Raw genomic sequence first — 24,982 nt, forward strand, 5'->3', positions numbered from 1 at the left:
TATACAACTGACTCGGGCCCGCGGGGACACCGGCCCCCGGCCCCGCGACGCCCTGCGGCGGGGGCGGCGGTGCGGCCGCCTTGCGCGGGGCGAACCAGTTGCTGGCCGTCTCGTCCTGCGCGGCCGGCGCCGGGGTCGGCTCGGGCTCGGCGACGGGTTCGGGGGCCGGCTCGGGTTTCGGCTCGGCGGGCGTGGCGACGGGTGTGCGTACGACCACGGGCGGAATCGGCCGCGAACCCGGGATGTTGATCCGGATCCGGGTCGTCAGGGTGGTCTCGGTCTTCGGCCCGTCGGAATCGGGCGTGGACGGCTTGGCAGTCACAGAGTTCTCCTCCGAGGCGGTCGCCGCAGCGTCCGTGGACGGATACTGGCCGGTTCCATACGGCGGCGTACCCGAGGGGTAGGCGGCTCCACCGCGCCCCTTGGGCCCGGAGGACGAACTGTCGGTTTCACGACTCAAGGCAGGTTCTCCCGGTTGGCTCCGCCGCCCGTCATACCGTGCGCGGGCAGCTCGGCGGCCGGTCCACCATACTGGCCGCCGCCCGCCCGCAACTGACTCCGGGGAATGAAGGGTTCCCCTTGACCCCCTTCAAGCGCCTCCCGAGCGGCCCTCGACGACCCGTCAACCCGCACTTCGGCGGAGTTCAGCGGCACTTCACCTGCCGGGCCGCACGGCCGAAACCGGCCGATCCGCAGCCCCGCGCATCGTGGCGCACATCACAGCCAGCGCGGCACCGCCCAAAAGGTAGGCATACATGCCGATCCCGACAGAACTGAGCAGGAAGTCGCCTTCCGGCCTGGGCACGCTGAGCATCACGTAGGCGAGGAACCAGCCGATCACCCCCATGCCCACGCCGATCCCGGTCCCGACCGCGATCCGGCCGCCCAGGAACAGCCCGAAGAGGGCCAGCAGCGCCAGCACCAGCCCGCCCGGGAACCACAGGTCCACCACGAGCCAGCCGGCCACGCCGATGAGCACCCCCGCGACCAACAGGCCCAGCAGGACGGCGATCCGTCCCGGCGTCAGCGTCCCGCTCATGCCGGCACCCCCGCGAAGAGGTCCCGCTCGCGCTCGCCCGCCGGGGCTCCCGGCTCGCCCGCGACCAGTTCGTAGTACTCGCGGGCGAACAGCGGCTGCGCGAGGTCGTTGGAGAGCGCGAAGAAGGGGCCGTCCACGGCGATCTGGGTGGCGTGGGCCCGCATCGCGGCCGCCTTGGCCGCCACGACGGCCTCATCTGCCGCGATCTCGGCGGTGATCCGCTCGTCGGCCACCACCCCGGGCACGTCGTCCGGCTTCGCCAGCCCCGGGAAGGGCACCTGCGCCCCGGCCCCGCGCAGGCGCTCGAAGCCCTCTTCGACGACCGAGCGCGGGACCCGGTTCCAGTAGATCTTCGCGATCTCGTGCGGGGCGCCGAGGTCGCGGCGGTACGTCGGCTCCGCGGCCAGCTCCGCCGCCCGCATGGCGACGCGGTGGGCCTGGATGTGGTCGGGGTGCCCGTAGCCGCCGTCGGGGTCGTAGGTGACGAGGACCTGGGGGCGCAGCTCGCGGATGACCTCCACCAGGTACGCCGCGGCCTCGTCGACTTCGGCGGACCAGAAGGCGCCCGGACGGCGGTTCTGCTCGGTGCCCATCATCCCGGAGTCCCGGAAGCGGCCGGGGCCGCCGAGGAACCGGTGGTCGGTGACGCCCAGTTCGGCCATCGCCGCGGCGAGCTCGCCGACGCGGTGCGCGCCGAGGGTGTCGTCCCGGCCGGCCGCAAGGTGGGCGAGGCCGGGCGGGATGACCTCGCCCTCCTCTCCGAGGGTGCAGGTCACCAGGGCGACATGGGCACCTTCGGCCGCGTACTTGGCCATGGTGACGCCGTTGTTGATCGACTCGTCATCCGGGTGCGCGTGCACGAGGAGGAGGCGCCGGGCGGGAAGACCGTTCATGGGCCAAGCCTACGAGGCGAGTCCTACAGCTTGAGGCCACTGATCATGCTGGCCACGTTCGTGGTGAGCTGATCGAGCGTCGGGGCGACGGTCGAACTCGCCAGGTAGAAGCCGAGAAGTACACAGACCACCGCGTGTCCCGCCTTCAGGCCCGACCTGCGGACCAGTAGGAAGACGATGACCGCCAGCAGCACCACGGCCGAGATCGAGAGTGCCACGGCGTTTCACCTCCACGTCGAGCGGATATCGGTAGGCGTACTCAATGCTCGGCAGACTCATACCCACCGTGCGCTACGGATCATAACTATCCGTACCAGCGCATCGATCGAATTCCGGCAGCACGAGGGGCGCATGCCGCGCACGGCCGGGGGCACGAAAACGCCGGCCGGGGAGGCTGTACGCCTCCCCGGCCGGCTGTCGGCACCCGCACGGCCGCACGGTTCTCAGGCTGCCCGCCCCGGATCTCGGGGCAGAAACGGGCAAGTTGCCTGCGTGTAAACCGCGTTACGGTGGCGGCTGCGGTGTCCGGACCGGCTTCACGGGGGTGGCGAGAAATGAGCGGCTGGCAGAGCCTGGCGTTGTCATTGTTCCGGCGGGTACGGGAGGAAACCACCCGTATGGCCGACATGGCCGGCCGGGTCCCCACCGGGCCCGCCGGGGACCCGGAAGCGAACAGTCCGGCCTGGCTGGTGTGGCACATCGCACGCGGCCAGGACCGCAACCTCTCGGAGATCGCCGGACTCCCCCAGCTGTACGTGTCCCAGGGCTGGGCGGAGCGCTTCGGCCGCCCCGCGGACCCGGCGGACACCGGCTACGGGCACACCGCCGCGCAGGCGGCCGCCTTCCGCGGGGCCGGGGCGCCGGGCGCCGCGCTGCTGACGGGCTACCTGGACGCCGTACACGCGCGGGTGGAGGCGTACCTGGCGGCGGCTCCCGCCGAGGACCACGCCCGGATCGCCCCGAGCCCCACGCTGGGCACGGCGCAGACCGTGGAGGAGCGCCTGGCCGGGCAGCTGGCGGACTCCCTCGCCCACCTCGGCCAGCTGGGCCTGCTGCTGGAGCCCGGGCGGGTCACTCCTTAGTCAGCGGGGTCGGCGGGGGCGGAGTCGGCGGCGGGGGCGGGGCCGCGGGCGGGACCACCTGCCTCTCGGCCGCGAAGTGGCAGGCCGAGGGGTGGGCCGCCGGCCCCGAAGGGAAGACCTCCGGGACCGCCAGCAGCGGTACCTCCACGACGCAGCGCTCCCGGGCCTTCCAGCAGCGGGTGCGGAAGCGGCAGCCGGACGGCGGGTTGGCCGGGGAGGGGACGTCGCCGGTCAGGATGATCCGCTCGCGGCCCTCACGGGCCTCCGGGTCCGGGACCGGCACCGCGGACAGCAGCGCCTGGGTGTACGGGTGGGTGGGGTGGTCGTAGATCTGGGTGTCGGTGCCGATCTCGACGATCCGCCCCAGGTACATCACCCCGACCCGGTCCGAGATGTGACGGACGATCGAGAGGTCGTGGGCGATGAAGACGTAGGAGAGGTCGAACTCGTTCTGCAGCCGCTCCATCAGGTTGATGACCTGCGCCTGGACGGACACGTCGAGGGCCGAGACGGGCTCGTCCGCGACGATGACCTCCGGTTGCAGGGCGAGCCCGCGGGCGATGCCGATGCGCTGGCGCTGGCCGCCGGAGAACTGGTGCGGGTAGCGGTTGATGTACTCCGGGTTGAGTCCGACCACGTCCAGCAGGTCCTGGACCTTGCGGCGCCGGTCGCCCTTGGGGGCCACCTCGGGGTGGATCTCGTACGGCTCGCCGATGATGTCGCCGACCGTCATGCGCGGGTTCAGCGAGGTGTACGGGTCCTGGAACACCATCTGGATGTTGCGGCGGACGGCCTTGAGGGCCCTGCCGGACAGCTTGGTGATGTCCTCGCCCTTGTAGCTGATCGCGCCCGCGGTCGGGCGCTCCAGGTTGACCAGCATCTTCGCGACCGTGGACTTGCCGCAGCCGGACTCCCCGACGATGCCGAGGGTCTCGCCGGCCCTCAGGTCGAAGGAGACCCCGTCGACGGCCCTGACCGCGCCGACCTGCTTCCTGACGAGGACGCCCCGGGTCAGCGGGTAGTGCTTGACGAGGTCCTTCACTTCCAGAAGGGACTCAGCCATGGAGGCACTCCTTCCAGAAGTGGCAGGCGCTGGTGCGCTCCACCGGGGACTCGGTCACCCGGTACAGCGGCGGGACGTCGGTGCGGCACACCGCCCGCGCCATCGGGCAGCGGGGGTTGAAGGCGCAGCCGGGCGGGATGGCCAGCAGGTTCGGCGGCAGGCCCTTGATGGCGTACAGCTCCTGGCCCTTCTGGTCCAGGCGCGGGATGGAGTCCAGCAGGCCGCGCGTGTACGGGTGCGCGGGCGCCTTGTAGATCTCGTGGACGGGCGCCGCCTCGACGATCCGGCCGGCGTACATCACCGCGATCTTGTCGGCCACGTCCGCGACCACGCCCAGGTCGTGGGTGATCAGGATCAGGCCCATGTTCAGCTCGCGCTGGAGCTCGGCCAGCAGGTCCATCACCTGGGCCTGGACGGTGACGTCCAGGGCCGTCGTCGGCTCGTCCGCGATGATCAGCGAGGGCTCCAGGGCCAGCGCCATGGCGATCATGATGCGCTGGCGCATGCCGCCGGAGAACTGGTGCGGGTAGTCCCCCACCCGCTCCTTCGCGGCCGGGATCTTCACCCGGTCCATCAGCTCGACGGCCTTGCCCTTGGCGTCCTTGCGGGACATCCCGCGGTGCACCTCGTACATCTCGCCGAGCTGCGCGCCCACGCTGAGGACCGGGTTCAGGGAGGACAGGGCGTCCTGGAAGATCATCGCCATCTCGGCGCCGCGGACCTTGCGGCGCTCGTCCTCCTTCATCTTGAGGAGGTCCTTGCCCTTGAAGAGGATCTCGCCGCCCGCGATCCGGCCCGGCGGCATGTCGAGGATGCCCATCACGGCCTGGGCGGTCACCGATTTGCCGGAGCCGGACTCGCCGAGCACGGCGAGCGTCTCGCCCTCGGCCACCGAGTAGTTGACGCCGTTGACGGCCTTGGCGACTCCGTCGCGCGTCTTGAATTCCACGTGCAGGTCGCGGACTTCGAGCAGCATGTGCGGGACTCCTCAGCGCAGCTTGGGGTCGAGGGCGTCGCGCACCGCGTCGCCGAGCATGATGAAGGCGAGCACGGTCAGGCTCAGCGCGCCCGCCGGCCAGAGCAGCATGTGCGGGGCGTTGCGGATCTGCGAGGCCGCGTTGGAGATGTCGATGCCCCAGGAGACGGTGGGCGGGCGCAGGCCCACGCCGAGGAAGGACAGCGTGGCCTCCAGCGCGATGTAGGTGCCGAGCGCGATGGTGGCGACGACGATGACGGGGGCGATGGCGTTGGGCGCCACGTGGCGGAGCATCATCCGGCCGTTGCCGGCTCCGAGGGCCCGGGCCGCCTGGACGTAGTCGTTCTGTTTGACGGTGATGACGGAGCCGCGGCCGATGCGGGCGATCTGCGGCCAGCCGAGGAGCACGATGAAGCCGACGACCGGCCAGACGGTGGTGCTGGTGACCACGGACAGGAAGACCAGGCCGCCGAGGACGACGGGGATGCCGAAGAAGATGTCCGCGACCCGGGAGAGCAGTGCGTCGCCCCAGCCGCCGAAGAACCCGGCGAGCCCGCCGAGCAGCGAGCCGAGCAGGGCGGCGCCGAGGGTGGCGCAGACGCCCACGGTGATGGAGGCGCGGGCCCCGTAGACGGTACGGGTGTATACGTCGCAGCCCTGGGTGTCGTAGCCGAAGGGGTGGCCCGGGGAAGAGCCCTGCTGCGACTTGGACAGGTCGCACTGCAGCGGATCGCCGCTCGCGATGAGCTGCGGCCAGATGGAGATGATCACGAGGAAGAGGATCATCAGCGAGGAGATGATGAAGACGGGGTTGCGGCGCAGCTGGTGCCAGGCGTCGGACCACAGGGAGCGGGGCTTCTCCTGCGGCCCCGGCCCGGTGGTCGCGTCGCCGAGGGTCTTCTCGAGGCTCTCGGCCTCGTCCAGCGCCAGATCCATGGGGCCGCCCTGGCCGGTGGGGGCGATGGCTTCCCCCTCTCCGGGTTGCAGCGGGTCGTAGGCGGGCCCGGTGTGCTCAGGCATAACGGATCCTCGGGTCCAGGACCGCGTAGAGCAGGTCGACGAGCAGGTTCGCCAGCAGGAAGACGATGACGAGGATGGTCACGAAGCCGACCACCGTCGGGGAGTTGTTGCGCAGGATGCCCTGGTAGAGCTGGTATCCGACCCCGTGGATGTTGAAGATCCGCTCGGTGACGATGGCGCCGCCCATCAGGGCGCCGATGTCCGTGCCGATGAAGGTGACGACGGGGATGAGCGAGTTGCGCAGCAGGTGGCGGGTGACGACCCGGCGGCGCGGCAGGCCCTTGGCGACGGCGGTGCGCACGTAGTCGGCCTTGACGTTCTCCGCGATGGAGGTGCGGGAGAGCCGGGTGACGTAGGCGAGGGACACCAGCGCGAGCACGATGCCGGGCAGGATCAGTTCGCTGAAGGGGGCGTCCGGGGAGACGGTGGGCCGGACCCAGCCCCATTTGACGCCGAAGAGGTACTGGAGCAGATAGCCCGTCACGAACGTCGGCACGGAGATGACGACGAGGGTGAGCACCAGCACCGAGGTGTCGACGGACTTGCCGCGGCGCAGTCCGCTGATCACGCCGAGGGTGATGCCGATGACGATCTCGAAGAAGATCGCGACGATGGTCAGCCGCAGGGTGACGGGGAAGGCGCTGGCCATCAGCTCGGTGACCGACTGGCCGTTGAAGGCCGTGCCGAAGTCGCCCTGGAAGATCTGGCCCATGTAGTGGAGGTACTGCTTCCACAGGGGCTGGTCGAGGTAGAGGTCCTTGCGGATGCGCGCGGCGGTGGCCGGGTCGGGCGCCTTGTCGCCGAAGAGGGCCGCGACCGGGTCTCCGAGCGCGTACACCATGAAGAAGATCAGGAACGTGCTGCCGATGAACACCGGGATCATCTGGAGCAGCCGCCGGATCACATAACGTCCCATGGACTGCTCCAGGATCGATCCGAAACGTGGGTCAGCTGACCTTGATCTGGTCGTAGACGGGGACGCTGAACTGGTTGAGCGCCACGTCCGAGATCCGCTCGGAGTGTCCGGCGCTGCCGTTCTGGTACCAGAGCGGGATGGACGGCATCTGCTCGGCGAGGATCTTCTCGGCGTCCTGGAACGTGGCCGTGGCCTTCGCCGTGTCGCTCTGCCGGTTGGCCTCGTCGATGAGCTTGTCGAAGTCCGCGTTGTTGAACTTGCCGTAGTTGGACGAGGCGTTGGTGTAGTACAGCGGCTCCAGGAAGTTCTGGATCAGCGGGTAGTCGGCCTGCCAGCCGGAGCGGAAGGGGCCGGTCAGCTTGTAGCTGCTCTGCTGGTTGCGGAAGTCGGCGAAGGTGCCGATGGGGTTGACCGTGCAGACCGGACCCTCGCCCAGCGTGTTGTTGATGCTGTTGCAGACCGCGTCCATCCAGTCGCGGTGCGATCCGGTGTCCACGTTGGAGGTCAGCGTGACCTTGCCGCCGGGGAGGCCGCCGCCCTCCTGGATGAGCTTCTTGGCCGCCGCCGGGTCGAACTTGCAGGCGTCGCCGCAGAGCGTGGCGTTGAAGCCGCCCTTCTCTCCGAGGGCCGGCGAGGTCCAGTCCTTGGCGGGAGTGCGGGTCTCGCGGAAGATCTGCTTGGTGATCTCGTCGCGGTTGATCGCCATGGAGATGCCGCGGCGGACCTTCTCCGTGCCCTCCTTGCTCCACTGCGGGTCGTACAGCGGGAAGGTGAGGGTCTGGATGATGAGGGCCGGCTGGTTGATGTAGCGGTCGCCGAGGTCGTTCTTGACGTTCTTCAGCTGCTGCGCCGGGATGTCGTCGACGAGGTCGAGGTTGCCGGAGATCAGGTCGGTGTAGGCGGTGTTGTTGTCGGTGTAGACCTTGAGGTCCACGCCGCCGTTCTGCGCCTTGTCCTCGCCGGGGTACCCGTCCCACTTGCGCAGCTTCATGCCGGTGCCCTTGGTGTACGAGTCCACCGTGTACGGGCCGTTGCCCACGGGCTTGTTCAGCCATCCGGCGTGGTCGGTGAAGAAGCTCTTGGGCAGCGGGGAGAAGGCCTGGTAGCCCAGCGTTACGGGCCAGGTGGAGAACTTCTCCTTCAGGGCGACCGTGAAGGTCTTGGGGTCCTTGACGACCAGGCCGGACATCGTCTTGGCCTTGGGCTCGCCCGACGCCGGGTGCAGGTCCGCGTAGCCGACGATGTCGGAGAAGAACGGCGAGTTGTTCTGCTTGTTGCGGACGTCCGCCCCGTAGTTCCAGGCGTCCACGAAGGACTGCGCGGTGACCGGCTCGTCGTTGCTGAACTTCCAGCCGTCCTTCAGCGTGATCGTGAAGTTCTGGCTGTCGGTCGTCTCGATCTTCTCGGCGAGCATGTTCTTGGCCTCGCCGGTCTTCGGGTCGTACCGCTTCAGACCCCGGAAGAGCATGTCGAGGACCTTGCCGCCCTGCACCTCATTGGTGTTGGCCGGCTCCAGCGGGTTCTGCGGGTCACCCCAGGAGGAGCTGACGATTCCCTCGGCCCCGCCCCCGCCGCTGTCGCTTCCGCCGCCGCAGGCCGTCGCCGCGAGGGCGACGGCCGCCGCACAAGCGGCCCACTTGGCGTGGGTGGCTCCGCGCATGGAGTGCCTCCTACTGGGTCCCAAGATTCACTTGGGGCCAATGTCACCCCATGAGGGGTGGCGTGCAATCCTGGTTGGACCGATTGCACCCGCTCGCCGAGCGCCTATCACCCCTGCGAGTGCAAAGGGAGCTCCCAGGTGTCGACCGCGTAGTGCAGCGCCATGCCGTGCGCCTCGTACAGCGCCAGCGCGCCGGTTTCGTTGTGGGTGTCCACGCCGAGGCCCAGGGTGTCGCGGCCGCGCGCCGCGTAGGCGGCGAAGCCGTGGCGCAGCAGGTACGCGCCGATGCCGCGGCCGCGCAGGTCCTTCCGTACGCCGAGGTTGTTGATCCAGGCCATGCTGGTGCGGTCGTCGCGGGTCAGCAGGACCCCGACGTCACCGTGGCCGGGCAGGGTGGCGATCCAGACCAGCGACCAGTCCAGGCGCCGGCCGTCGATGTGGTCCAGCCAGGGCTCGTACGGGCGCGCCACGTGGCCGTGGTGCGCCGTGAAGGTCTCCTCGATCAGGGCGTGGGCCCGGCGGCGGTCGGCCGCGTCGGCCCCGCAGTGGCGCAGGGTCAGCCCGGCGGGCGGGGCCGGGGCTGCGGCGGCGCCCTCGTCGAGCGCCCGGGTCATCACCTGGTAGCGGCGTACGCTGCGGTAGCCGCGGGCGGCGAGGAGGCCGAGGTCGAGGGTGGGCTCCACGTTGAGCTGGAGCCGCAGCCGGCCCTCCCGCTCCCCGCCGTTCATCTCGTGGGCCCGGACCTCCATCAGCTCCAGCAGCCGGGCGGCGGCCTCGTCGTGGCCGGGCAGTACGTAGTGGTCGCAATCGACGCGGCCCGGGCCCGAGTCGGCCCAGACCAGGCCGTAGGCGACGAGCCGTCCGTCGGCGAAGGCGAGCCAGGAGTCGGTGGCGAGGTCGACGTCGGGGTGCAGGAGGTCGGCCTCGACGGTGCCCAGGTCGGTCTCCGGGCGGCCGATCTCGATCACGTCCACGGCGTTGAGCAGGGCGCAGATGTCCGCGGCGTCGCCGGGCCCGGCGGGCCGTACGGTCAGCGTGGTGGTCATCGGCCCACTCTCCGTCCGCGCGGCGGGCGGGTGCAACCGGCTTTCCCGTCACGGGCGTACGGGCGAACGCCGAGGCGCCCGGCACCGGAGAGATCCGGTGCCGGGCGCCCTGGGTGGTACGCCTCTGCGGGGGTCAGACGGCCAGGACGGCCTTCTCCTCCGCGAAGTGGCACGCCGACTCGTGCGCGGCCGGGCTGTCCACGCCCTTGAAGCGCTGCGGGATCGCCAGCAGCGGCTCCTCGGTGGAGCACTTCTCCTCGGCCTTCCAGCAGCGGGTGCGGAAGCGGCAGCCCGACGGCGGGTTGGCCGGGGAGGGGACGTCACCGGTCAGGATGATCCGCTCGCGGTGGGCGCGGGCCTCCGGGTCCGGCACCGGCACGGCGGAGAGCAGTGCCTGGGTGTACGGGTGGGTCGGGTGCTCGTAGATCTGGGCGTCGGTGCCGATCTCGGCCATCTTGCCCAGGTACATGACGCCGACGCGGTCGGAGATGTGCCGCACGATCGACAGGTCGTGCGCGATGAAGATGTAGGACAGGTTGAACTCGTCCTGGAGCTTCTCCATCAGGTTGATGACCTGCGCCTGCACCGACACGTCGAGCGCGGAGACCGGCTCGTCGCAGATGATGATCTCCGGGTTGAGCGCGAGGCCTCGGGCGATGCCGATGCGCTGGCGCTGGCCGCCGGAGAACTGGTGCGGGTACCGGTTGATGTACTCCGGGTTGAGGCCCACGACGTCCAGGAGTTCCTGGACCTTGCGCCGGCGGTCGCCCTTGGGGGCCACCTCGGGGTGGATGTCGTAGGTCTCGCCGATGATGTCGCCGACCGTCATGCGCGGGTTCAGCGAGGTGTACGGGTCCTGGAACACCATCTGGATGTTGCGGCGGACGGCCTTGAGGGCCCGGCCGGACAGCTTGGTGATGTCCTGGCCCTTGTAGAAGACCTCGCCGGCGGTGGCGCGCTCCAGGTTCATCAGCAGCTTGGCGACGGTGGACTTGCCACAGCCGGACTCGCCGACGATGCCGAGGGTCTCGCCCTGGTACAGGTCGAAGGAGATCCCGTCGACCGCCTTGACCGCGCCGACCTGCTTCTTGAACAGGATGCCCTGGGTCAGCGGGAAGTGCTTGACCAGGTTGCGGACCTGGAGGATCGGCTCGCGCTCGGGGGCGTTCCCGGTGGGCTCAGCCATGGATCTGCTCCTTCCAGAAGTGGCACGCGCTGCGGCGGCCCGGCAGCTCGGTGCCGTCCTGCGCGCTGACCACCTGAAGCAGCGGGACCTCCGAGCGGCAGACGTCCTGCGCGGCGGTGCAGCGCGGGTTGAACGAACACCCGCTGGGAAGCCTCAGCAGGTTGGGCGGCAGGCCCTTGATCGCGAAGAGCTCCTGGCCCTTCTGGTCCAGGCGCGGGATCGAGTCGAGCAGGCCGCGGGTGTACGGGTGGGCGGGCGCCTTGTAGATCTCGTGGACCGGGGCGGTCTCGACGATCCGGCCGGCGTACATGACCGCGATCTTGTCCGCGACGTCGGCGACGACGCCGAGGTCGTGGGTGATCAGGATCAGACCCATGTTCAGCTCGCGCTGGAGCTCGGCGAGGAGGTCCATGACCTGGGCCTGGACGGTGACGTCCAGCGCCGTCGTCGGCTCGTCCGCGATGATCAGGTCCGGCTCCAGCGCGATCGCCATGGCGATCATGATGCGCTGGCGCATACCGCCGGAGAAGTGGTGCGGGTAGTCGTCCACACGCTCCTTCGCCGCCGGGATCTTGACCTTGTCCATCAGCTCGATGGCCTTGACGCGGGCTTCCTTCTTCGACAGCCCCTGGTGGACGCGGAACATCTCGCCCAGCTGGTAGCCGACGGTGAGCACCGGGTTCAGCGAAGACAGCGCGTCCTGGAAGATCATGGCGATCTTCCGGCCGCGGAGCTTGCGCCGCTCCTCGAAGCTCATCTTGAGCATGTCCTGGCCGCGGAAGAGGATCTCGCCCTGCGGGATCTTGCCGGGGGGCATGTCGAGGATGCCCATGATGGCCTGCGCCGTCACGGACTTGCCGGAGCCCGACTCGCCGAGGACCGCGAGGGTCTCGCCGGCGGCCACGCTGTAGTTCACGCCGTTGACGGCCTTGGCCACGCCGTCGCGGGTGTGGAACTCGACGTGCAGGTCACGCACTTCGAGAAGGGGCGCCTGCTGGTCCCCGTCACGCGGGGAGGGAACACTGCTGGTGTTGTCCATGGTGATCACTTACGCCCTCCTCAGCGCAGCTTGGGGTCGAGGGCGTTGCGGACCGCTTCGCCGAGCATGATGAAGGCGAGGACGGTGATGCTGAGGATGATCGAGGGGTACAGCAGGATGTGCTGCGCCACTCGGATCTGCGCGGCACCGGCGGAGATGTCCACGCCCCACGAGATGGTCGGGGACGCGAGACCCAGACCCAGGTAGGACAGGGTCGCCTCCGCGGCGACGTAACCGCCCAGCGCGATCGTGGAGACCACGATCACCGGAGCCATGGCGTTCGGCAGGATGTGCCGGATCAGGATCCGGGTGGTGCCGGCGCCCAGCGCCTTCGCCGCGTGCACGTAGTCGGCCTGCTTCACGGTGATGACCGCGCCGCGCATGACGCGGTTGATCTGCGTCCAGCCGAGGAAGGCCAGGGCGAAGACGACCGTCCACACCGTGCGCTTGGTGAAGGCCTGGAGGACGACCATCGAGCCGAGCAGGAACGGGATGCCGAAGAAGATGTCGGTGATGCGCGACATGATCGCGTCGGTCAGGCCGCCGAAGTAGCCGGCGATCATGCCCGTGATGGAACCGACGACGGTGACGATGGCGGTCACGGCGACGGCGACGATGATCGAGGCCCGGGTGCCGTAGATGAGGCGCGCGTAGACGCTGCGGCCCTGGCCGTCGTAACCGAGCCACTCGGGCGAACCGACTTTGGACAGCTCGGGCTTCGCGAGGAAGTGGTGGACCAGGTCGCCCTTGGTGGGGTCGACGCTGGTGAACCAGCCCGGGAAGGTCGCGATCGTCAGGAGGACGAGGATCAACGCCGAGGACACGAGGAAGTACGGGTTGCGACGCAGGTCGGCCCAGGCGTCGCCCCAGAGGCTGCGCGCCTTCTCGGCCTTCTCCGGGGCCACGGGCGCGGCGGGCGCCGCGGTGGCCTCGGAGGTCGCGGGCTCGGTCTTGGTCATGTCAGGCATACCGGATCCTCGGGTCCATGACCGCGTAGAGGAGGTCGACGAGCAGGCTGGCTATCAGGTAGACCACGACCAGGACGGTGACGACACCGACCACGGTCAGGCCTTCGCGGCGGACGATCGAGTCGTAGATCAGACCGCCGACGCCCTTGACGTTGAAGATGCCCTCGGTGACGACGGCGCCGCCCATGAGGGCGCCGATGTCGGTTCCCAGGAAGGTCACGACGGGGATCATCGAGTTGCGCATGAGGTGCACACCGATGACCCGGCGCTTCGGCAGGCCCTTGGCGATCGCGGTGCGCACGTAGTCGGCGCGCAGGTTCTCGGCCATCGAGGTGCGGGTCAGGCGGGCCACGTAGGCCAGGGACAGCGATCCCAGGACGATGGCCGGCGCGATCAGTTCGCCCCACGTCTCGTCGTTGCTGACGTTCGGGTCGATCCAGCCGAGCTGGAAGGCGAACACCGACTTGACGATGAAGCCGAGGACGAAGACCGGCATCGAAATGATCAGCAGGGTCAGGATCAGGATCAGGTTGTCCACCAGCTTGCCGGCCTTGAGGCCGGCGAGGATCCCGAGGGTCAGGCCCAGAACGATCTCGATGGCGAACGCGAAGAAGGCCAGCCGGAGCGTGACCGGGAAGGCGCTGGCGAGGACATCGGTGATCTCACGTCCGCTGCGGATCTGGTGCCCGAAGTCGAAGTGGAACAGGATGCCCGAGATGTAGTTCCAGTACTGCTGCATGATCGGCAGGTCGAGGCCGTGCTCGTGCCTGAGCTTCGCCAATGTGGCGGGGTCGGTGCCCTTGTCCCCGAAGAGTCCGGCCACGGGGTCGCCGGGCAGGCTGTACACCATCAAGAAGATGAGCAGGGTCGTCCCGAAGAAGACCGGGATCATCTGGAGCAGTCGTCGTGCGACATAGCGCCCCATCATGCCTCCGTAGAAGATGCGGCAGGCGCAGCCGGACGGGCCCTTTCGCCACGCACGCGCGTGACGAAACGTCACTGCGTCGCGAAAGGGCCCCCCGGGCGCTGCATGTAGGCCCGGATGTGGACCGGCTCCCCGCCGGCCCACATCCGTTTCGAGCGGAATTACGCGTGAGGACTTACTTCTTGACCTCGACACCCTCGAGGATCGGGTCGCCGTCCTGGGCGTACTTCACGTTCTGGACCTTCTCCGAGAAGCCCGCGTTGACCTTGTAGTACCAGAGCGGGATCGACGGCATGTAGTTGACGAGGTCCTTCTCGATGGCCTGGTAGGCCTTCACGGACTCGTCCAGGCTCGCGGCGGTGTCGGCCGCGGCGATCTTCGCGTCCAGCTCCGGGTTGGAGAAGCCACCCTGGTTGCCACCGGCGCCCGTGCGGAACAGGTCGCTGATGAAGTTGGCGTTCACCGGGTAGTCGAGGACCCAGCCGGAGCGGTAGATCGACTTGACCTGCTTGGACTTGCGGGCCTGGAGGTCGGCCTGGAAGTCGGGCTTGGCGTCACCGGTGCACTTGACGCCCGTGGCCTGGGTGATGCTGTTGCAGACAGCCTCGACCCATTCCTTGTGACCGCCGTCCGAGTTGAACTGGATGGAGATCTCGTTGTTCGGAACGCCACCACCGGCGGTGATGAGCTCCTTGGCCTTGGTCGGGTTGAACTTGGTGGTGTCACCGGTCGCGTTCGGCGTGTAGCCGAGGACGCCCTTGGCGACCCAGCCCGTGGCGGGCTCGCGGGTGCCCTGGAGCACCGTCTTGGTGATGGTGTCGCGGTCGATCGCCATCGACAGGCCCTGGAGGACCTTCGGGTCGACAGCCTTCGGGGTCTTCCACTGGTCGGCGTAGAACGCGATGGCCAGGGTCTGGACCGCGGAGTACGCCTGGTCCACGGCGCGGTCGCCGAGGTCGGCGCGGTAGACCGGGAGGTCCTTCGGGCCGATCTGACGCAGGACGTCGACGTTGCCCGACTTCAGGTCCTCGTAGGCGGTTTCGAGGGTGGAGTAGTTCTTGAGAATCACACCACCGTTCTTCGCCTTGTTCTCGCCCTTGTACTCGTCGAAGCGCGTGAGCTCGATCTGCTTCTTGTGCTCCCACGACTTGAACTTGTACGGGCCGTTGCCGACCGGCTTCTCACCGGCGGCCGCGGGGTCCTTGTAGAAGGACTCCGGCAGCGGGGAGAAGACCTCGTAGCCGAGCTTGTACGCGAAGTACGGGACGGCGTTGGCGAGCTCGATGGTGAAGGTGTTCTCGTCGACGACCTTCAGACCCTCCATCGCCGTGCCGGTGGGCTTGGCGCCCTCGGCCTCGGGGTGGACGGCCGCGAAGCCCTTGATGTCCGCGAACCAGGACGCGTTGCCCTGCTTGTTGTCGATGTTCGCGGCCCAGTTCCACGCCTTGACGTAGGACTCGGCGGTCACCTTGGTGCCGTCGTGGAAGTTCCAGCCCGGCTTCAGCTTGACGGTCCACAGCTTGGAGTCCGTGCTCTGCACCGACTCGGCGTTGACCATCGTCAGCTTGCCGTCGGCGTCGTAGTCGACGAGCTGCGAGAACAGACCGGACATGACGATGGAGCCGTTGGACTCCATCGTGTCGGCCGGCTGGAGGAGCTTCTCCGGCTCGCCCACCTCGACCGAGTAGATACCGTTCGGGTCAACCTCACCCTTGCCGGCAGCGTCGCCCTTGTCGCCGCCACCGCAGGCGGTCGCAGCCAGGGCGACGACAATCGCGCCCGTTACCCACTTGGCGCTCTTGGCACCGCGCATGGGTTTCCTCCTCATGAGTCCACTGTCTGATGTGAAGGACACCCATCGTTTCGCCGACACCCCTGACGGCGAGTTGGACAGGTGCCTTGAGTGTGCTCGTGAGTCGACGCTCCCCACAGCGTGTGACCCATTGACCCGAGCTCAATGGAGCCATCCTCAGGGAAGCCATGACCGTAAACCACACTTAAGTGGTCTCGTTTTCACAACATCGTCTTGTGTCGAAAACCCGAAATCCGGACAAACGGATAGGAGACAGACACGTGCGAAACGGACGGTTAGCTCACCTTCCGGAGTGTCACGGTCGGTATGCGGACACCTGAACGCATAAATCCGCTTGACAAAAGCGAACAGCCCCTCCCGTCACGGAGTCCGTGACGGGAGGGGCTGTTGCGGAGTGTGGCGGTTTGCTACTTGCCGGACTTGGCGCGCGACGCGGTGCGCGAGCGGTCCTTCTGGTCCAGGACGACCTTGCGGATGCGGACCGCCTCCGGGGTCACCTCGACGCACTCGTCGTCGCGGCAGAACTCCAGGGACTGCTCAAGGGAGAGCTTGCGGGGCGGCACCACGTTCTCGGTGTTGTCCGCGGAAGCCGCACGCATGTTGGTGAGCTTCTTCTCCTTGGTGATGTTCACGTCCATGTCGTCGGAGCGCGAGTTCTCGCCGACGATCATGCCCTCGTACACCTCGGTGCCGGGGTCGGTGAACAGGACGCCGCGCTCCTGCAGGTTGATCATCGCGAACGGCGTGACCGAGCCCGCGCGGTCCGCGACCAGCGAACCGTTGTTACGGGTGACCAGCGGGCCGAACCACGGCTCGTGACCCTCGTGGATGGAGTGGGCGATGCCGGTGCCGCGCGTGCCCGTGAGGAACTCCGTACGGAAGCCGATGAGACCGCGGGACGGGACGACGAACTCCATGCGGACCCAGCCGGAGCCGTGGTTCGACATGTTGTCCATGCGGCCCTTGCGGACGCCCATGAGCTGCGTGACCGCGCCCATGTGCTCCTCGGGGACGTCGATCGTCATGCGCTCGACCGGCTCGTGCACCTTGCCGTCGATCTCCTGCGTGACCACCTGCGGCTTGCCGATGGTCAGCTCGAAGCCCTCGCGGCGCATCTGCTCGACCAGGATGGCGAGCGCGAGCTCACCACGGCCCTGGACCTCCCAGGCGTCGGGACGCTCGGTGTCGAGGACGCGGAGCGAGACGTTACCGACCAGCTCGCGGTCCAGACGGTCCTTGACCTGACGGGCGGTGACCTTGCGGTCCTTGACCGCGGACTTGGCGTCCGCGCCCTTGCCGCTGCCGCCGCGGCCGACCATCGGGGAGGTGTTCGTACCGATGGTCATGGAGATCGCCGGCTCGTCCACCGAGATCAGCGGCAGGGCGATCGGGTTCTCCGGGTCGGCCAGGGTCTCGCCGATCATGATCTCGGGGAATCCGGCGACCGCGCAGATGTCACCCGGGCCCGCCACCTCGGCCGGCTTGCGGGTGAGCGCCTCGGTCATCATCAGCTCGGTGATGCGGACGTTGGAAATCGAGCCGTCACGCTTGATCCACGCGACGGTCTGGCCCTTGCGCAGCTCGCCCTGCTCGACGCGGACGAGCGCGATGCGGCCGAGGAAGTTGTCGGCGTCCAGGTTGGTGACGTGGGCCTGGAGGGGCGCCTCCTCGTCGTACACCGGGGCCGGGACGTGCTCCAGGATGGTGGAGAAGAACGGCTCCAGGCTGTCGCTGTCGGCCGGGACGGTGCCGTCCTCCGGCTTGGTCAGCGAGGCAACGCCGTCACGGCCGCAGGCGTAGACGATCGGGAACTCGATCTGGTCCTCGTCCGCGTCCAGGTCCAGGAACAGGTCGTACGTCTCGTTGACGACCTCGTCGATCCGGGAGTCCGGGCGGTCGGTCTTGTTGATGCAGAGGATGACCGGCATCTTCGCCTGCAGGGCCTTGCGCAGGACGAAGCGGGTCTGGGGCAGCGGACCCTCGGAGGCGTCCACCAGCAGAACGACGGCGTCCACCATCGACAGACCGCGCTCGACCTCACCACCGAAGTCGGCGTGGCCGGGGGTGTCGATGATGTTGATCGTGATCGGGGCCCCGCCGTCCTTGGGGTGATACTTCACCGCCGTGTTCTTGGCGAGGATCGTGATGCCCTTCTCACGCTCCAGGTCGTTCGAGTCCATCATGCGGTCGTCGAGGTGCTGGTGGGCGGCGAAGGCACCGGCCTGCTTGAGCATGGCATCGACGATGGTCGTCTTGCCATGGTCGACGTGGGCGACGATGGCGACGTTACGGATGTCGTGGCGCGTGGGCACTTCGGCGCTTCTCCCGGGATCGTGGATGGCGACGCGTACGGCCTGGCACGCGCGCCTCGACCGGGCGAAAACCTGCCACGGCCTTACCCCATCGTACGTCGCGTGGCGGGAACCGCCTGCCGGGGGGTCTGTCAAGAGGCCGGACGAATGAGGAGAGCCGGGTGCGGGGTGGGGGGTCCCGGCTCTGGGTGATGCCAGTGTTCATGCGGGTCAACGGGCATCCACGACCTTGCCCGCCGACGATCCGGCGGGCAAGGGACTTGAGTCACATCTGAGCTTGCGGGGCGCAGGTCAACCTGTCTGGCACCCGTTTGTCACTACTTCTTCTTCTCGGCCTTCCCGGCGTCCTTCGCGGTCGGCGGCTTCTTCCAGCCGATGTCCTGGTACCGGGGGGCGCCGAGGCCGAAGGCGCCCGCGTTGGCCAGCGCGGGCTTGACGGCGACCAGCTCGGGGCGCTGGAAGAGCGGGATGGATCCGGCGGCGGCCCAGATGCGGGCGTCCGCCTTGCGCATCAGCTCGCGGGACTCGTCCTCGTCCAGCTCGGACACCGCCTCGTCGAAGAGCTGGTCGATGTGGTCGGTGCCGACGCGGGTGTAGTTCTGTTCGACGAGGAGCGAGCCGTCGGCGGCCGGCTCCGGCTTGGCGAAGATGGGGCGGGCGTCGGTGGCGGGGTAGGCGGTCGCCGGCCAGGAGTAGAGGGCCAGGTCGTACTGGCCCGAGGCGATGTGGTCCTTGAAGAAGCTCTCGTCGGCCACCTTGGTCAGCTCGGTGTTCACGCCGACCTTCTGGAGCATCTGGGCGATCCGCTCGGCGACCGTGCGCAGGGACTCCGAGCCGGGGCCCGACGGCAGGACGAAGCGCAGGGTGAGCGGCTTGCCGTCCTTGGCCAGCATCGAGCCGGAGGTACGGACGGCCTGCTTGGCCGGGGCCGGGCTGGCCGGGGCGGGCCCGGCCGCCGCCTCGGCGTCCCGGGCCGGGCTGCGCTTGCCGTCGTCGACGGCGGGGACGTCGTCGGCTACGTCGTCGGCGGCCGCCGCCGCGGACGCCGTCTCGGCCTGGGTGAGGATCAGGGCCCGCTGCTGCGCCGCCAGCGGGGCGGGGGCCAGCACCGGGGAAGGCTGGGCGCCCTGGGCGAAGCGGTCGGAGTCGACGATCTCCCCGTCGGGTGCGTAGAGCCCCTCGGGGAGGTCCGAGCCCATGAGGCTCTCCGGGCCCTCCTGGTCGCCGATGTGGAAGCGCCGCGCCGCGGGCTTGGACCCCCGGGGTCCGGCGAACAGTCGGGCGACCGGTCCGGAGGCGGGCTTGGCCGCCGCCGGCCTGGCCGCCGCCGGGGGCTTGTCGTCGCCGTTGCGCTCGTCGTCCTGGCCGACGATGTAGAGGCCGTCGTTGCCGGTGCCCGGCCCCGTCGGGGTCTTCGAGTCGTCCGCCGCCGTCTTCTCGCTCTCCGAGCCCGCCTTCGCACCGGCCGGCTGGGTGATCTTGCCGCCCCGGCGCCAGCCCGCGTCCGCGAGCAGCGCCTGGGCCGCCTGGGTGTCCTGGCCGCCGAGTGCGTCGCTGTTGTCGGCGTACGCCCGCTGCCCGGCCAGCGCCACGTGGCTGCCGACGGGGGTCGCCGGGAGGCCGAGGGGCTTCAGTACGATCTCGGCCAGCGTCCGGCGGTCCAGCGCCCGGGCCACCGCCCGGCGCACCCGCTCGTCCGAGAGGGGCCCGGAGGCGCCGTTCAGGGCGAGCTGCGTGTAGGCCGGCTCCAGGGACTTGCGGACGGTGAAGGCGCGCAGGCCCTGCTGCTCGGCGGCGTACTTCTTCACCGCGTCGGCGTTCTTCTGGCGGGTCTCCTGCTCCGTCTTGGCCACGCCCTCGTCGGCGCCGAAGGCGCGCGCCCACGACAGCGTGGCCTGCGCCGCCGACAGGGAGGCGGCCGGGCCGTGCGCGCCGCCCGCGGACCCTGCGGCGTCGCGGTGGGCCAGCGTGATCCGGTCGGCGGCCGAGCGGTCGATCTCCGCGAGGTCCACCTTCCCGGCCGCCAGCGCCGCGGGCCGCTCGGACCGGGGCACGGCGGTCAGGACCAGGGAGTCCAGCTTGGCCGGCCGGCCCCACCAGCGCGGGTTGCGGGTCAGGGCGGCGGTGCCGGTCTTCTTGTCGATGGCCCCGAGGCCGAAGGGCCCGGCGGTGACCTTGAGGGTGCCGCGCGCCCCCTCGTTGAAGGCGTCCGGGGTGCCGGTGACCTGCTTGGGGTAGAGCGGGCTGAAGAGGGAGCGCCAGTCGGCGTACGGCTTGACGAAGGTGACCTTGACCTCCAGGTCGGTCTTGCCGCGCTCGATCTTCTCGATCCGCTCGTAGCCGGCGTTGCGCGCCGTCCAGTACGCCGAGTCCTTGCCGTTCAGGGCCCGCCACTGCGCCACGAAGTCGGCCGCGCCGATCTCCCGGCCGTCGCTCCACACCGCCTGCTGGTTCAGCTTGTAGACGACGACCTGCTTGGGCTCCCGCGCGACGACCTCCGCCTTCTCCAGGTAGTCGGGATTGGCCACCGGCCGGCCCTTGGCGTCCAGGACGAACAGCTGGGGCAGCACCGCCCCGGCGATGCGGTTGGTGGTCGCGTCCGCGTCCGCCTGGAAGGTGTTCAGGGTGTCCGGGAGGGTGTCCACGGCCCAGCGCAGCACGCCGCCGTCGGCCACCTTGTCGCGGGTCGTGGTCGCGATGTCCTGGCCCGCGGCGGCCGGGCCGCCCTCGTCTTCACCTGCACCACAGCCCGCGAGCAGCGGCAGTGCGAGGACTCCCGAGGTGAGGAGCGCCAAGGACCTGCGCCTTCTCTGGGACATGGGTGGTACCTCCGGGGCAGGGCGTGGGGGAGCTTGATCACGTTCGGCGGTATATGGAGCTGATCACACTGGATGTCGAAACCCACTGAAATCGACGGGCCGCCGCGCCCCTCGCACCGGCCCCACGCCACGCCGCGAACCCCACCCGTGCGGACCAATCCCGCTTGCACGGCAACCTGCGTTCCCCCGGGAGAGGGATGAGAATGGGGTGCAGGGAGGGGCGCACGATTCACGCCTGCGCGCCCGCAATTCCTGCACGTCCCTTCACAACCGGGGACGGGAGGCGCGACACTCGCAGGCGCACATGAGCGTTGCCACCGCACCCGCGGAAGTGAGGGCAAATCATGTCCCTGCAAGACGACCTGAGTGCCGTACGGCGCAACCTGGACGAGCTGACCCGCAAGGTCGAACAGCTGGAACAGCAGTCGAAGCGGCAGAAGCCGACGCCGGCCGCGCCGGATCCGTCCCGGATGGTGACCATCCCGGACACCCCGTACGACAACGCGCTGTGGACGGACACCGACGACGAGGGCCTGGGCGCGCGCGACCGCCACGCCCCCTGACGCCGGCGACCCCGCCCGAGCCGCAGACCCGCTCCCCCATCTGGCCCGGCCGCCGTCCACGGCGGCCGGGTCTCCTGGGCCACCCCTCATCACTCCACCCGGAGTCCCTCTTGGCCACAGGCACGGACTTGCCACCCTCCAACCGGCCCCGGCAGCGGCCCGACGGCGTCCACGACGCCTCCCGGGCCGCCATCGCGGCCCGGCACCTGCGGACCGACCGGTGGTGGCTGGCCCCCGCCGGCACCGCTGCCGGACTGCTCGCCTTCATCGTCTACTCGACCTGGCGGGCCTTCGCCAACGCCGACTACTACGCGGCCCCGTACGTCTCGCCGTTCTACTCCCCGTGTCTCGCGGAGAACTGCGAGACGATGCGCGGCGGCCCCAACCTCGACCTGTTCGGCTCCTGGTGGGGCCTGTCCCCCGCCCTGCTGATCCTGGTCTTCCCGCTCGGCTTCCGGCTGACCTGCTACTACTACCGCAAGGCCTACTACCGGGGCTTCTGGGCCTCGCCGCCCGCCTGCGCCGTCGCCGAGCCGCACGCCACGTACACAGGTGAGACCCGCTTCCCGCTGATCTTCCAGAACGTGCACCGGTACTTCTTCTACGCCGCGCTGCCGGTCGCGGGCATCCTCACGTACGACACCGTGCTGACCTTCCGCAACGACCGTTACGAGTGGGGCCACATGGGCCTCGGCACCCTGCTGTTCGTCACCAACATCGTGCTGATCTGGGCGTACACGCTGTCCTGCCACTCCTGCCGGCACATCATGGGCGGCCGCCTGAAGCACTTCTCCAAGCACCCCGTGCGCTACCGCCTGTGGGGCTGGGTCAGCCGCCTCAACTCCCGCCACATGCTGCTGGCGTGGGCCTCGCTGATCAGCGTCGCCCTGTGCGACCTGTACGTGTACCTGCTGGCCAGCGGCGCCTTCACCGACCCGAGGATCTTCTGAGATGGCTCAAGTGGAACGGCAGCAGTGGGACGTGGTCGTCGTCGGCGCGGGCGGCGCCGGCCTGCGGGCCGCGATCGAGGCCCGGGAGCGGGGCGTCCGTACGGCCGTGATCTGCAAGTCCCTCTTCGGCAAGGCCCACACGGTGATGGCGGAGGGCGGGATCGCCGCCTCCATGGGCAACGCCAACGAGGGCGACAACTGGCAGGTGCACTTCCGCGACACGATGCGCGGGGGCAAGTTCCTCAACCAGTGGCGGATGGCGGAACTGCACGCCAAGGAGGCCCCGGACCGGGTCTGGGAGCTGGAGACCTGGGGGGCGCTCTTCGACCGCACTCCCGACGGGAAGATCTCCCAGCGCAACTTCGGCGGACACGAGTACCCGCGCCTCGCGCACGTCGGCGACCGGACCGGCCTGGAGCTGATCCGCACCCTCCAGCAGAAGATCGTCCAGCTCCAGCAGGAGGACTTCAAGGAGTACGGGGACTACGAGGCGCGGCTCAAGGTCTTCCAGGAGTGCACGGTCACCCGGGTCCTGAAGGACGGGGGGAAGGTCTCGGGGGCCTTCTGCTACGAGCGCGAATCCGGGCGGTTCTTCGTCCTGGAGGCCCCCGCGGTGGTGCTGGCCACGGGCGGGATCGGGAAGTCCTTCAAGACCACCTCGAACTCCTGGGAGTACACGGGCGACGGCCACGCGCTGGCGCTGCTCGCGGGCGCGCCCCTGCTGAACATGGAGTTCGTGCAGTTCCACCCGACGGGCATGGTCTGGCCCCCGTCGGTGAAGGGCATCCTCGTCACCGAGTCGGTCCGCGGCGACGGCGGGGTGCTGCGCAACTCCGAGGGCAAGCGGTTCATGTTCGACTACGTCCCGGACGTCTTCAAGGAGAAGTACGCCGAGTCGCAGGAGGAGGGCGACCGCTGGTACGAGGACCCGGACCACAACCGGCGCCCGCCCGAGCTGCTGCCCCGCGACGAGGTGGCCCGGGCCATCAACTCCGAGGTCAAGGCGGGCCGCGGCTCCCCGCACGGCGGGGTCTTCCTGGACGTGTCCACCCGGATGCCCGCGGAGCGGATCCGCCGCCGGCTGCCGTCGATGTACCACCAGTTCAAGGAGCTGGCGGACGTGGACATCACCGCCGAGCCGATGGAGGTCGGCCCGACCTGCCACTACGTGATGGGCGGGATCGCGGTCGACTCGGACACCGCCGCCACGGTCGGGGTCCCGGGGCTGTTCGCCGCCGGCGAGGTGGCGGGCGGCATGCACGGCTCGAACCGTCTCGGCGGCAACTCCCTCTCCGACCTGCTGGTCTTCGGCCGCCGGGCCGGGCTGCACGCGGCGCGGTACGCCGCCGCGGAGGCGGGCCGGCTCCCCGTCGTGGACCAGGCCCGGGTGGACGAGGCGGCCGCGGAGGCGCTGGCGCCGTTCCACGCCGCCGAGGGCGCGGAGAACCCGTACAGCCTCCACCAGGAACTCCAGACGACCATGAACGACCTCGTGGGGATCATCCGCCGCGAGGGCGAGATGGCCGAGGCGCTGGAGAAGCTCGCGACCCTGCGCGTACGGGCGTCCCGGGCCGGGGTCGAGGGGCACCGGCAGTTCAATCCGGGCTGGCACCTGGCCCTGGACCTGCGGAACATGCTGCTGGTCAGCGAGTGCGTGGCCCGCGCGGCCCTGGAGCGCACCGAGAGCCGCGGCGGCCACACCCGGGAGGACTGCCCGGCCATGGAGCGGTCCTGGCGCCCGGTGAACCTGCTGTGCCGGCCCGTCGACCCCGCCCCCGCGGACCCGGCAGCCGACCGGATCGAGCTGACCCGCGTCCGCACCGACCCCATCCGACCCGACCTGCTCGCGCTCTTCGAGAAGGAAGAGCTGGTCAAGTACCTCGCCGAAGAGGAGCTCTACGAGTGACTACCTACGATGCCGCGTTCAGGATCTGGCGGGGCGACGCGGAGGGCGGCGAGCTGCGGGACTTCACCGTGGAGGTGCACGACGGGGAAGTGGTCCTGGACATCGTCCACCGGCTCCAGGCCACCCAGGTCTCGGACCTCGCGGTGCGCTGGAACTGCAAGGCGGGCAAGTGCGGTTCGTGCAGCGCCGAGATCAACGGACGGCCTCGGCTGCTGTGCATGACGCGCATGTCCACCTTCGAGCGGTCCGAGACCATCACCGTCACTCCGCTGCGCGCCTTCCCGATCGTCCGGGACCTGGTCACCGACGTGTCCTTCAACTACCACAAGGCGCGCGAGATCCCGGCCTTCGTGCCGCCGGCGGGGGTGGCCCCGGGCGAGTACCGGATGCAGCAGGTCGACGTGGACCGCTCGCAGGAGTTCAGGAAGTGCATCGAGTGCTTCCTGTGTCAGGACACCTGCCACGTGGTGCGTGACCACGAGGAGAACAAGACGGCCTTCGCCGGGCCCCGCTTCCTGATGCGGGTGGCGGAGCTGGACATGCACCCCCTGGACGCGGCGGCGCAGAGCGGCCTGGACCGCAAGCGCACGGCCCAGGAGGAGCACGGGCTGGGCTACTGCAACATCACCAAGTGCTGCACCGAGGTCTGCCCGGAGGGCATCAAGATCACCGACAATGCGCTGATCCCGCTGAAGGAGCGGGCCGTGGACCGCAAGTACGACCCCCTGGTCTGGCTGGGCGACAAAATCCGGCGGCGCAGCGACCCCCTGTAGTTCACTTCGCGGTGGACAATGCCCCCTGGATAC

General features: G+C 69.4%; 21 protein-coding genes and 1 pseudogene. 5 read left to right on the top strand and 17 right to left on the bottom strand.

The genetic code is table 11. The features are described 5' to 3' along the window. The 4 genes and pseudogenes from ACFWB8_RS23715 to ACFWB8_RS23730 form a co-directional block, all read right to left on the bottom strand. Positions 1 to 460, bottom strand: a pseudogene (locus ACFWB8_RS23715) (hypothetical protein); the annotation flags it as partial. 195 nt (positions 461 to 655) lie between these two features. Then, positions 656 to 1,039, bottom strand: a complete 384-nt coding sequence (locus ACFWB8_RS23720; protein WP_385230460.1) for a DUF6113 family protein — start codon at positions 1,037 to 1,039, stop codon at positions 656 to 658. Further along, entirely contained in the window at positions 1,036 to 1,932 is an 897-nt protein-coding gene (gene mshB, locus ACFWB8_RS23725; RefSeq protein ID WP_385230463.1) for an N-acetyl-1-D-myo-inositol-2-amino-2-deoxy-alpha-D-glucopyranoside deacetylase, read from the bottom strand. The genes ACFWB8_RS23720 and mshB overlap by 4 nt, the downstream gene beginning before the upstream one ends. A 23-nt stretch (positions 1,933 to 1,955) precedes the next feature. Beyond that, positions 1,956 to 2,150, bottom strand: a complete 195-nt coding sequence (locus tag ACFWB8_RS23730; protein WP_385230466.1) for a hypothetical protein — start codon at positions 2,148 to 2,150, stop codon at positions 1,956 to 1,958. Between the two features lie 336 nt (positions 2,151 to 2,486). On the opposite strand from ACFWB8_RS23730, the gene ACFWB8_RS23735 reads away from it, so the two are divergent. Further along, a complete protein-coding gene (locus ACFWB8_RS23735; RefSeq protein ID WP_385230468.1) occupies positions 2,487 to 3,014 on the top strand; it encodes a DinB family protein in 528 nt (175 codons plus the stop codon). Here ACFWB8_RS23735 and ACFWB8_RS23740 read toward each other — a convergent pair. The 13 genes from ACFWB8_RS23740 to ACFWB8_RS23800 form a co-directional block, all read right to left on the bottom strand. After that, complete coding sequence (locus ACFWB8_RS23740; protein WP_385230471.1) at positions 3,004 to 4,077, bottom strand: ABC transporter ATP-binding protein; 1,074 nt, start codon at positions 4,075 to 4,077, stop codon at positions 3,004 to 3,006. The genes ACFWB8_RS23735 and ACFWB8_RS23740 overlap by 11 nt on opposite strands. Continuing rightward, positions 4,070 to 5,053 (bottom strand): ABC transporter ATP-binding protein, encoded by a 984-nt coding sequence (locus ACFWB8_RS23745; protein ID WP_385230474.1) that lies wholly within the window; start codon positions 5,051 to 5,053, stop codon positions 4,070 to 4,072. Before ACFWB8_RS23745 ends, ACFWB8_RS23740 begins: the two co-directional genes overlap by 8 nt. A 12-nt stretch (positions 5,054 to 5,065) precedes the next feature. Continuing rightward, positions 5,066 to 6,073 (bottom strand): ABC transporter permease, encoded by a 1,008-nt coding sequence (locus ACFWB8_RS23750; RefSeq protein ID WP_385230477.1) that lies wholly within the window; start codon positions 6,071 to 6,073, stop codon positions 5,066 to 5,068. Next, positions 6,066 to 6,989 carry an ABC transporter permease gene (locus ACFWB8_RS23755; protein ID WP_385230480.1) on the bottom strand — a complete coding sequence of 308 codons (924 nt, stop codon included), beginning with the start codon at positions 6,987 to 6,989 and terminating at the stop codon, positions 6,066 to 6,068. Before ACFWB8_RS23755 ends, ACFWB8_RS23750 begins: the two co-directional genes overlap by 8 nt. A gap of 31 nt (positions 6,990 to 7,020) precedes the next feature. Then, positions 7,021 to 8,649 carry an ABC transporter substrate-binding protein gene (locus ACFWB8_RS23760; RefSeq protein WP_385230483.1) on the bottom strand — a complete coding sequence of 543 codons (1,629 nt, stop codon included), beginning with the start codon at positions 8,647 to 8,649 and terminating at the stop codon, positions 7,021 to 7,023. A gap of 107 nt (positions 8,650 to 8,756) precedes the next feature. After that, complete coding sequence (locus tag ACFWB8_RS23765; protein ID WP_385230486.1) at positions 8,757 to 9,695, bottom strand: GNAT family N-acetyltransferase; 939 nt, start codon at positions 9,693 to 9,695, stop codon at positions 8,757 to 8,759. 133 nt (positions 9,696 to 9,828) lie between these two features. Then, positions 9,829 to 10,881 carry an ABC transporter ATP-binding protein gene (locus ACFWB8_RS23770; RefSeq protein WP_385230489.1) on the bottom strand — a complete coding sequence of 351 codons (1,053 nt, stop codon included), beginning with the start codon at positions 10,879 to 10,881 and terminating at the stop codon, positions 9,829 to 9,831. Continuing rightward, complete coding sequence (locus ACFWB8_RS23775; RefSeq protein WP_385230570.1) at positions 10,874 to 11,920, bottom strand: ABC transporter ATP-binding protein; 1,047 nt, start codon at positions 11,918 to 11,920, stop codon at positions 10,874 to 10,876. The genes ACFWB8_RS23770 and ACFWB8_RS23775 overlap by 8 nt, the downstream gene beginning before the upstream one ends. A 20-nt stretch (positions 11,921 to 11,940) precedes the next feature. After that, the gene (locus ACFWB8_RS23780; protein ID WP_385230493.1) at positions 11,941 to 12,888 is read right to left on the bottom strand and encodes an ABC transporter permease; all 948 of its coding nucleotides are present in this window, start codon (positions 12,886 to 12,888) and stop codon (positions 11,941 to 11,943) included. Then, complete coding sequence (locus tag ACFWB8_RS23785) at positions 12,881 to 13,813, bottom strand: ABC transporter permease (protein ID WP_385230573.1); 933 nt, start codon at positions 13,811 to 13,813, stop codon at positions 12,881 to 12,883. Before ACFWB8_RS23785 ends, ACFWB8_RS23780 begins: the two co-directional genes overlap by 8 nt. Positions 13,814 to 13,988: 175 nt before the next feature. After that, positions 13,989 to 15,626, bottom strand: coding sequence for an ABC transporter substrate-binding protein (locus ACFWB8_RS23790; protein WP_385230496.1), 1,638 nt, complete (start codon positions 15,624 to 15,626; stop codon positions 13,989 to 13,991). 407 nt (positions 15,627 to 16,033) lie between these two features. Next, positions 16,034 to 17,938 (bottom strand): translational GTPase TypA, encoded by a 1,905-nt coding sequence (gene typA, locus ACFWB8_RS23795; RefSeq protein ID WP_385230499.1) that lies wholly within the window; start codon positions 17,936 to 17,938, stop codon positions 16,034 to 16,036. Positions 17,939 to 18,255: 317 nt separating this feature from the next. Beyond that, positions 18,256 to 20,757, bottom strand: coding sequence for an ABC transporter family substrate-binding protein (locus ACFWB8_RS23800; protein WP_385230502.1), 2,502 nt, complete (start codon positions 20,755 to 20,757; stop codon positions 18,256 to 18,258). Positions 20,758 to 21,101: 344 nt separating this feature from the next. Here ACFWB8_RS23800 and ACFWB8_RS23805 point away from each other — a divergent pair, with 344 nt between their 5' ends. From ACFWB8_RS23805 to ACFWB8_RS23820, 4 genes are all read left to right on the top strand, one after another. Next, the gene (locus tag ACFWB8_RS23805; protein WP_385230505.1) at positions 21,102 to 21,320 is read left to right on the top strand and encodes a hypothetical protein; all 219 of its coding nucleotides are present in this window, start codon (positions 21,102 to 21,104) and stop codon (positions 21,318 to 21,320) included. A 110-nt stretch (positions 21,321 to 21,430) separates the two neighbouring features. Next, entirely contained in the window at positions 21,431 to 22,270 is an 840-nt protein-coding gene (locus tag ACFWB8_RS23810) for a hypothetical protein (protein WP_385230508.1), read from the top strand. Between the two features lies 1 nt (position 22,271). Continuing rightward, positions 22,272 to 24,176, top strand: a complete 1,905-nt coding sequence (locus tag ACFWB8_RS23815) for a fumarate reductase/succinate dehydrogenase flavoprotein subunit (RefSeq protein ID WP_385230511.1) — start codon at positions 22,272 to 22,274, stop codon at positions 24,174 to 24,176. Beyond that, positions 24,173 to 24,949: a succinate dehydrogenase/fumarate reductase iron-sulfur subunit gene (locus ACFWB8_RS23820; RefSeq protein ID WP_385230514.1), complete on the top strand. Its 777-nt coding sequence runs from the start codon at positions 24,173 to 24,175 to the stop codon at positions 24,947 to 24,949. Before ACFWB8_RS23815 ends, ACFWB8_RS23820 begins: the two co-directional genes overlap by 4 nt. Positions 24,950 to 24,982 lie beyond the last annotated feature (33 nt).

The sequence above is a fragment of the Streptomyces sp. NPDC060031 genome, from assembly GCF_042736805.1.
GTDB lineage: Bacteria > Actinomycetota > Actinomycetes > Streptomycetales > Streptomycetaceae > Streptomyces.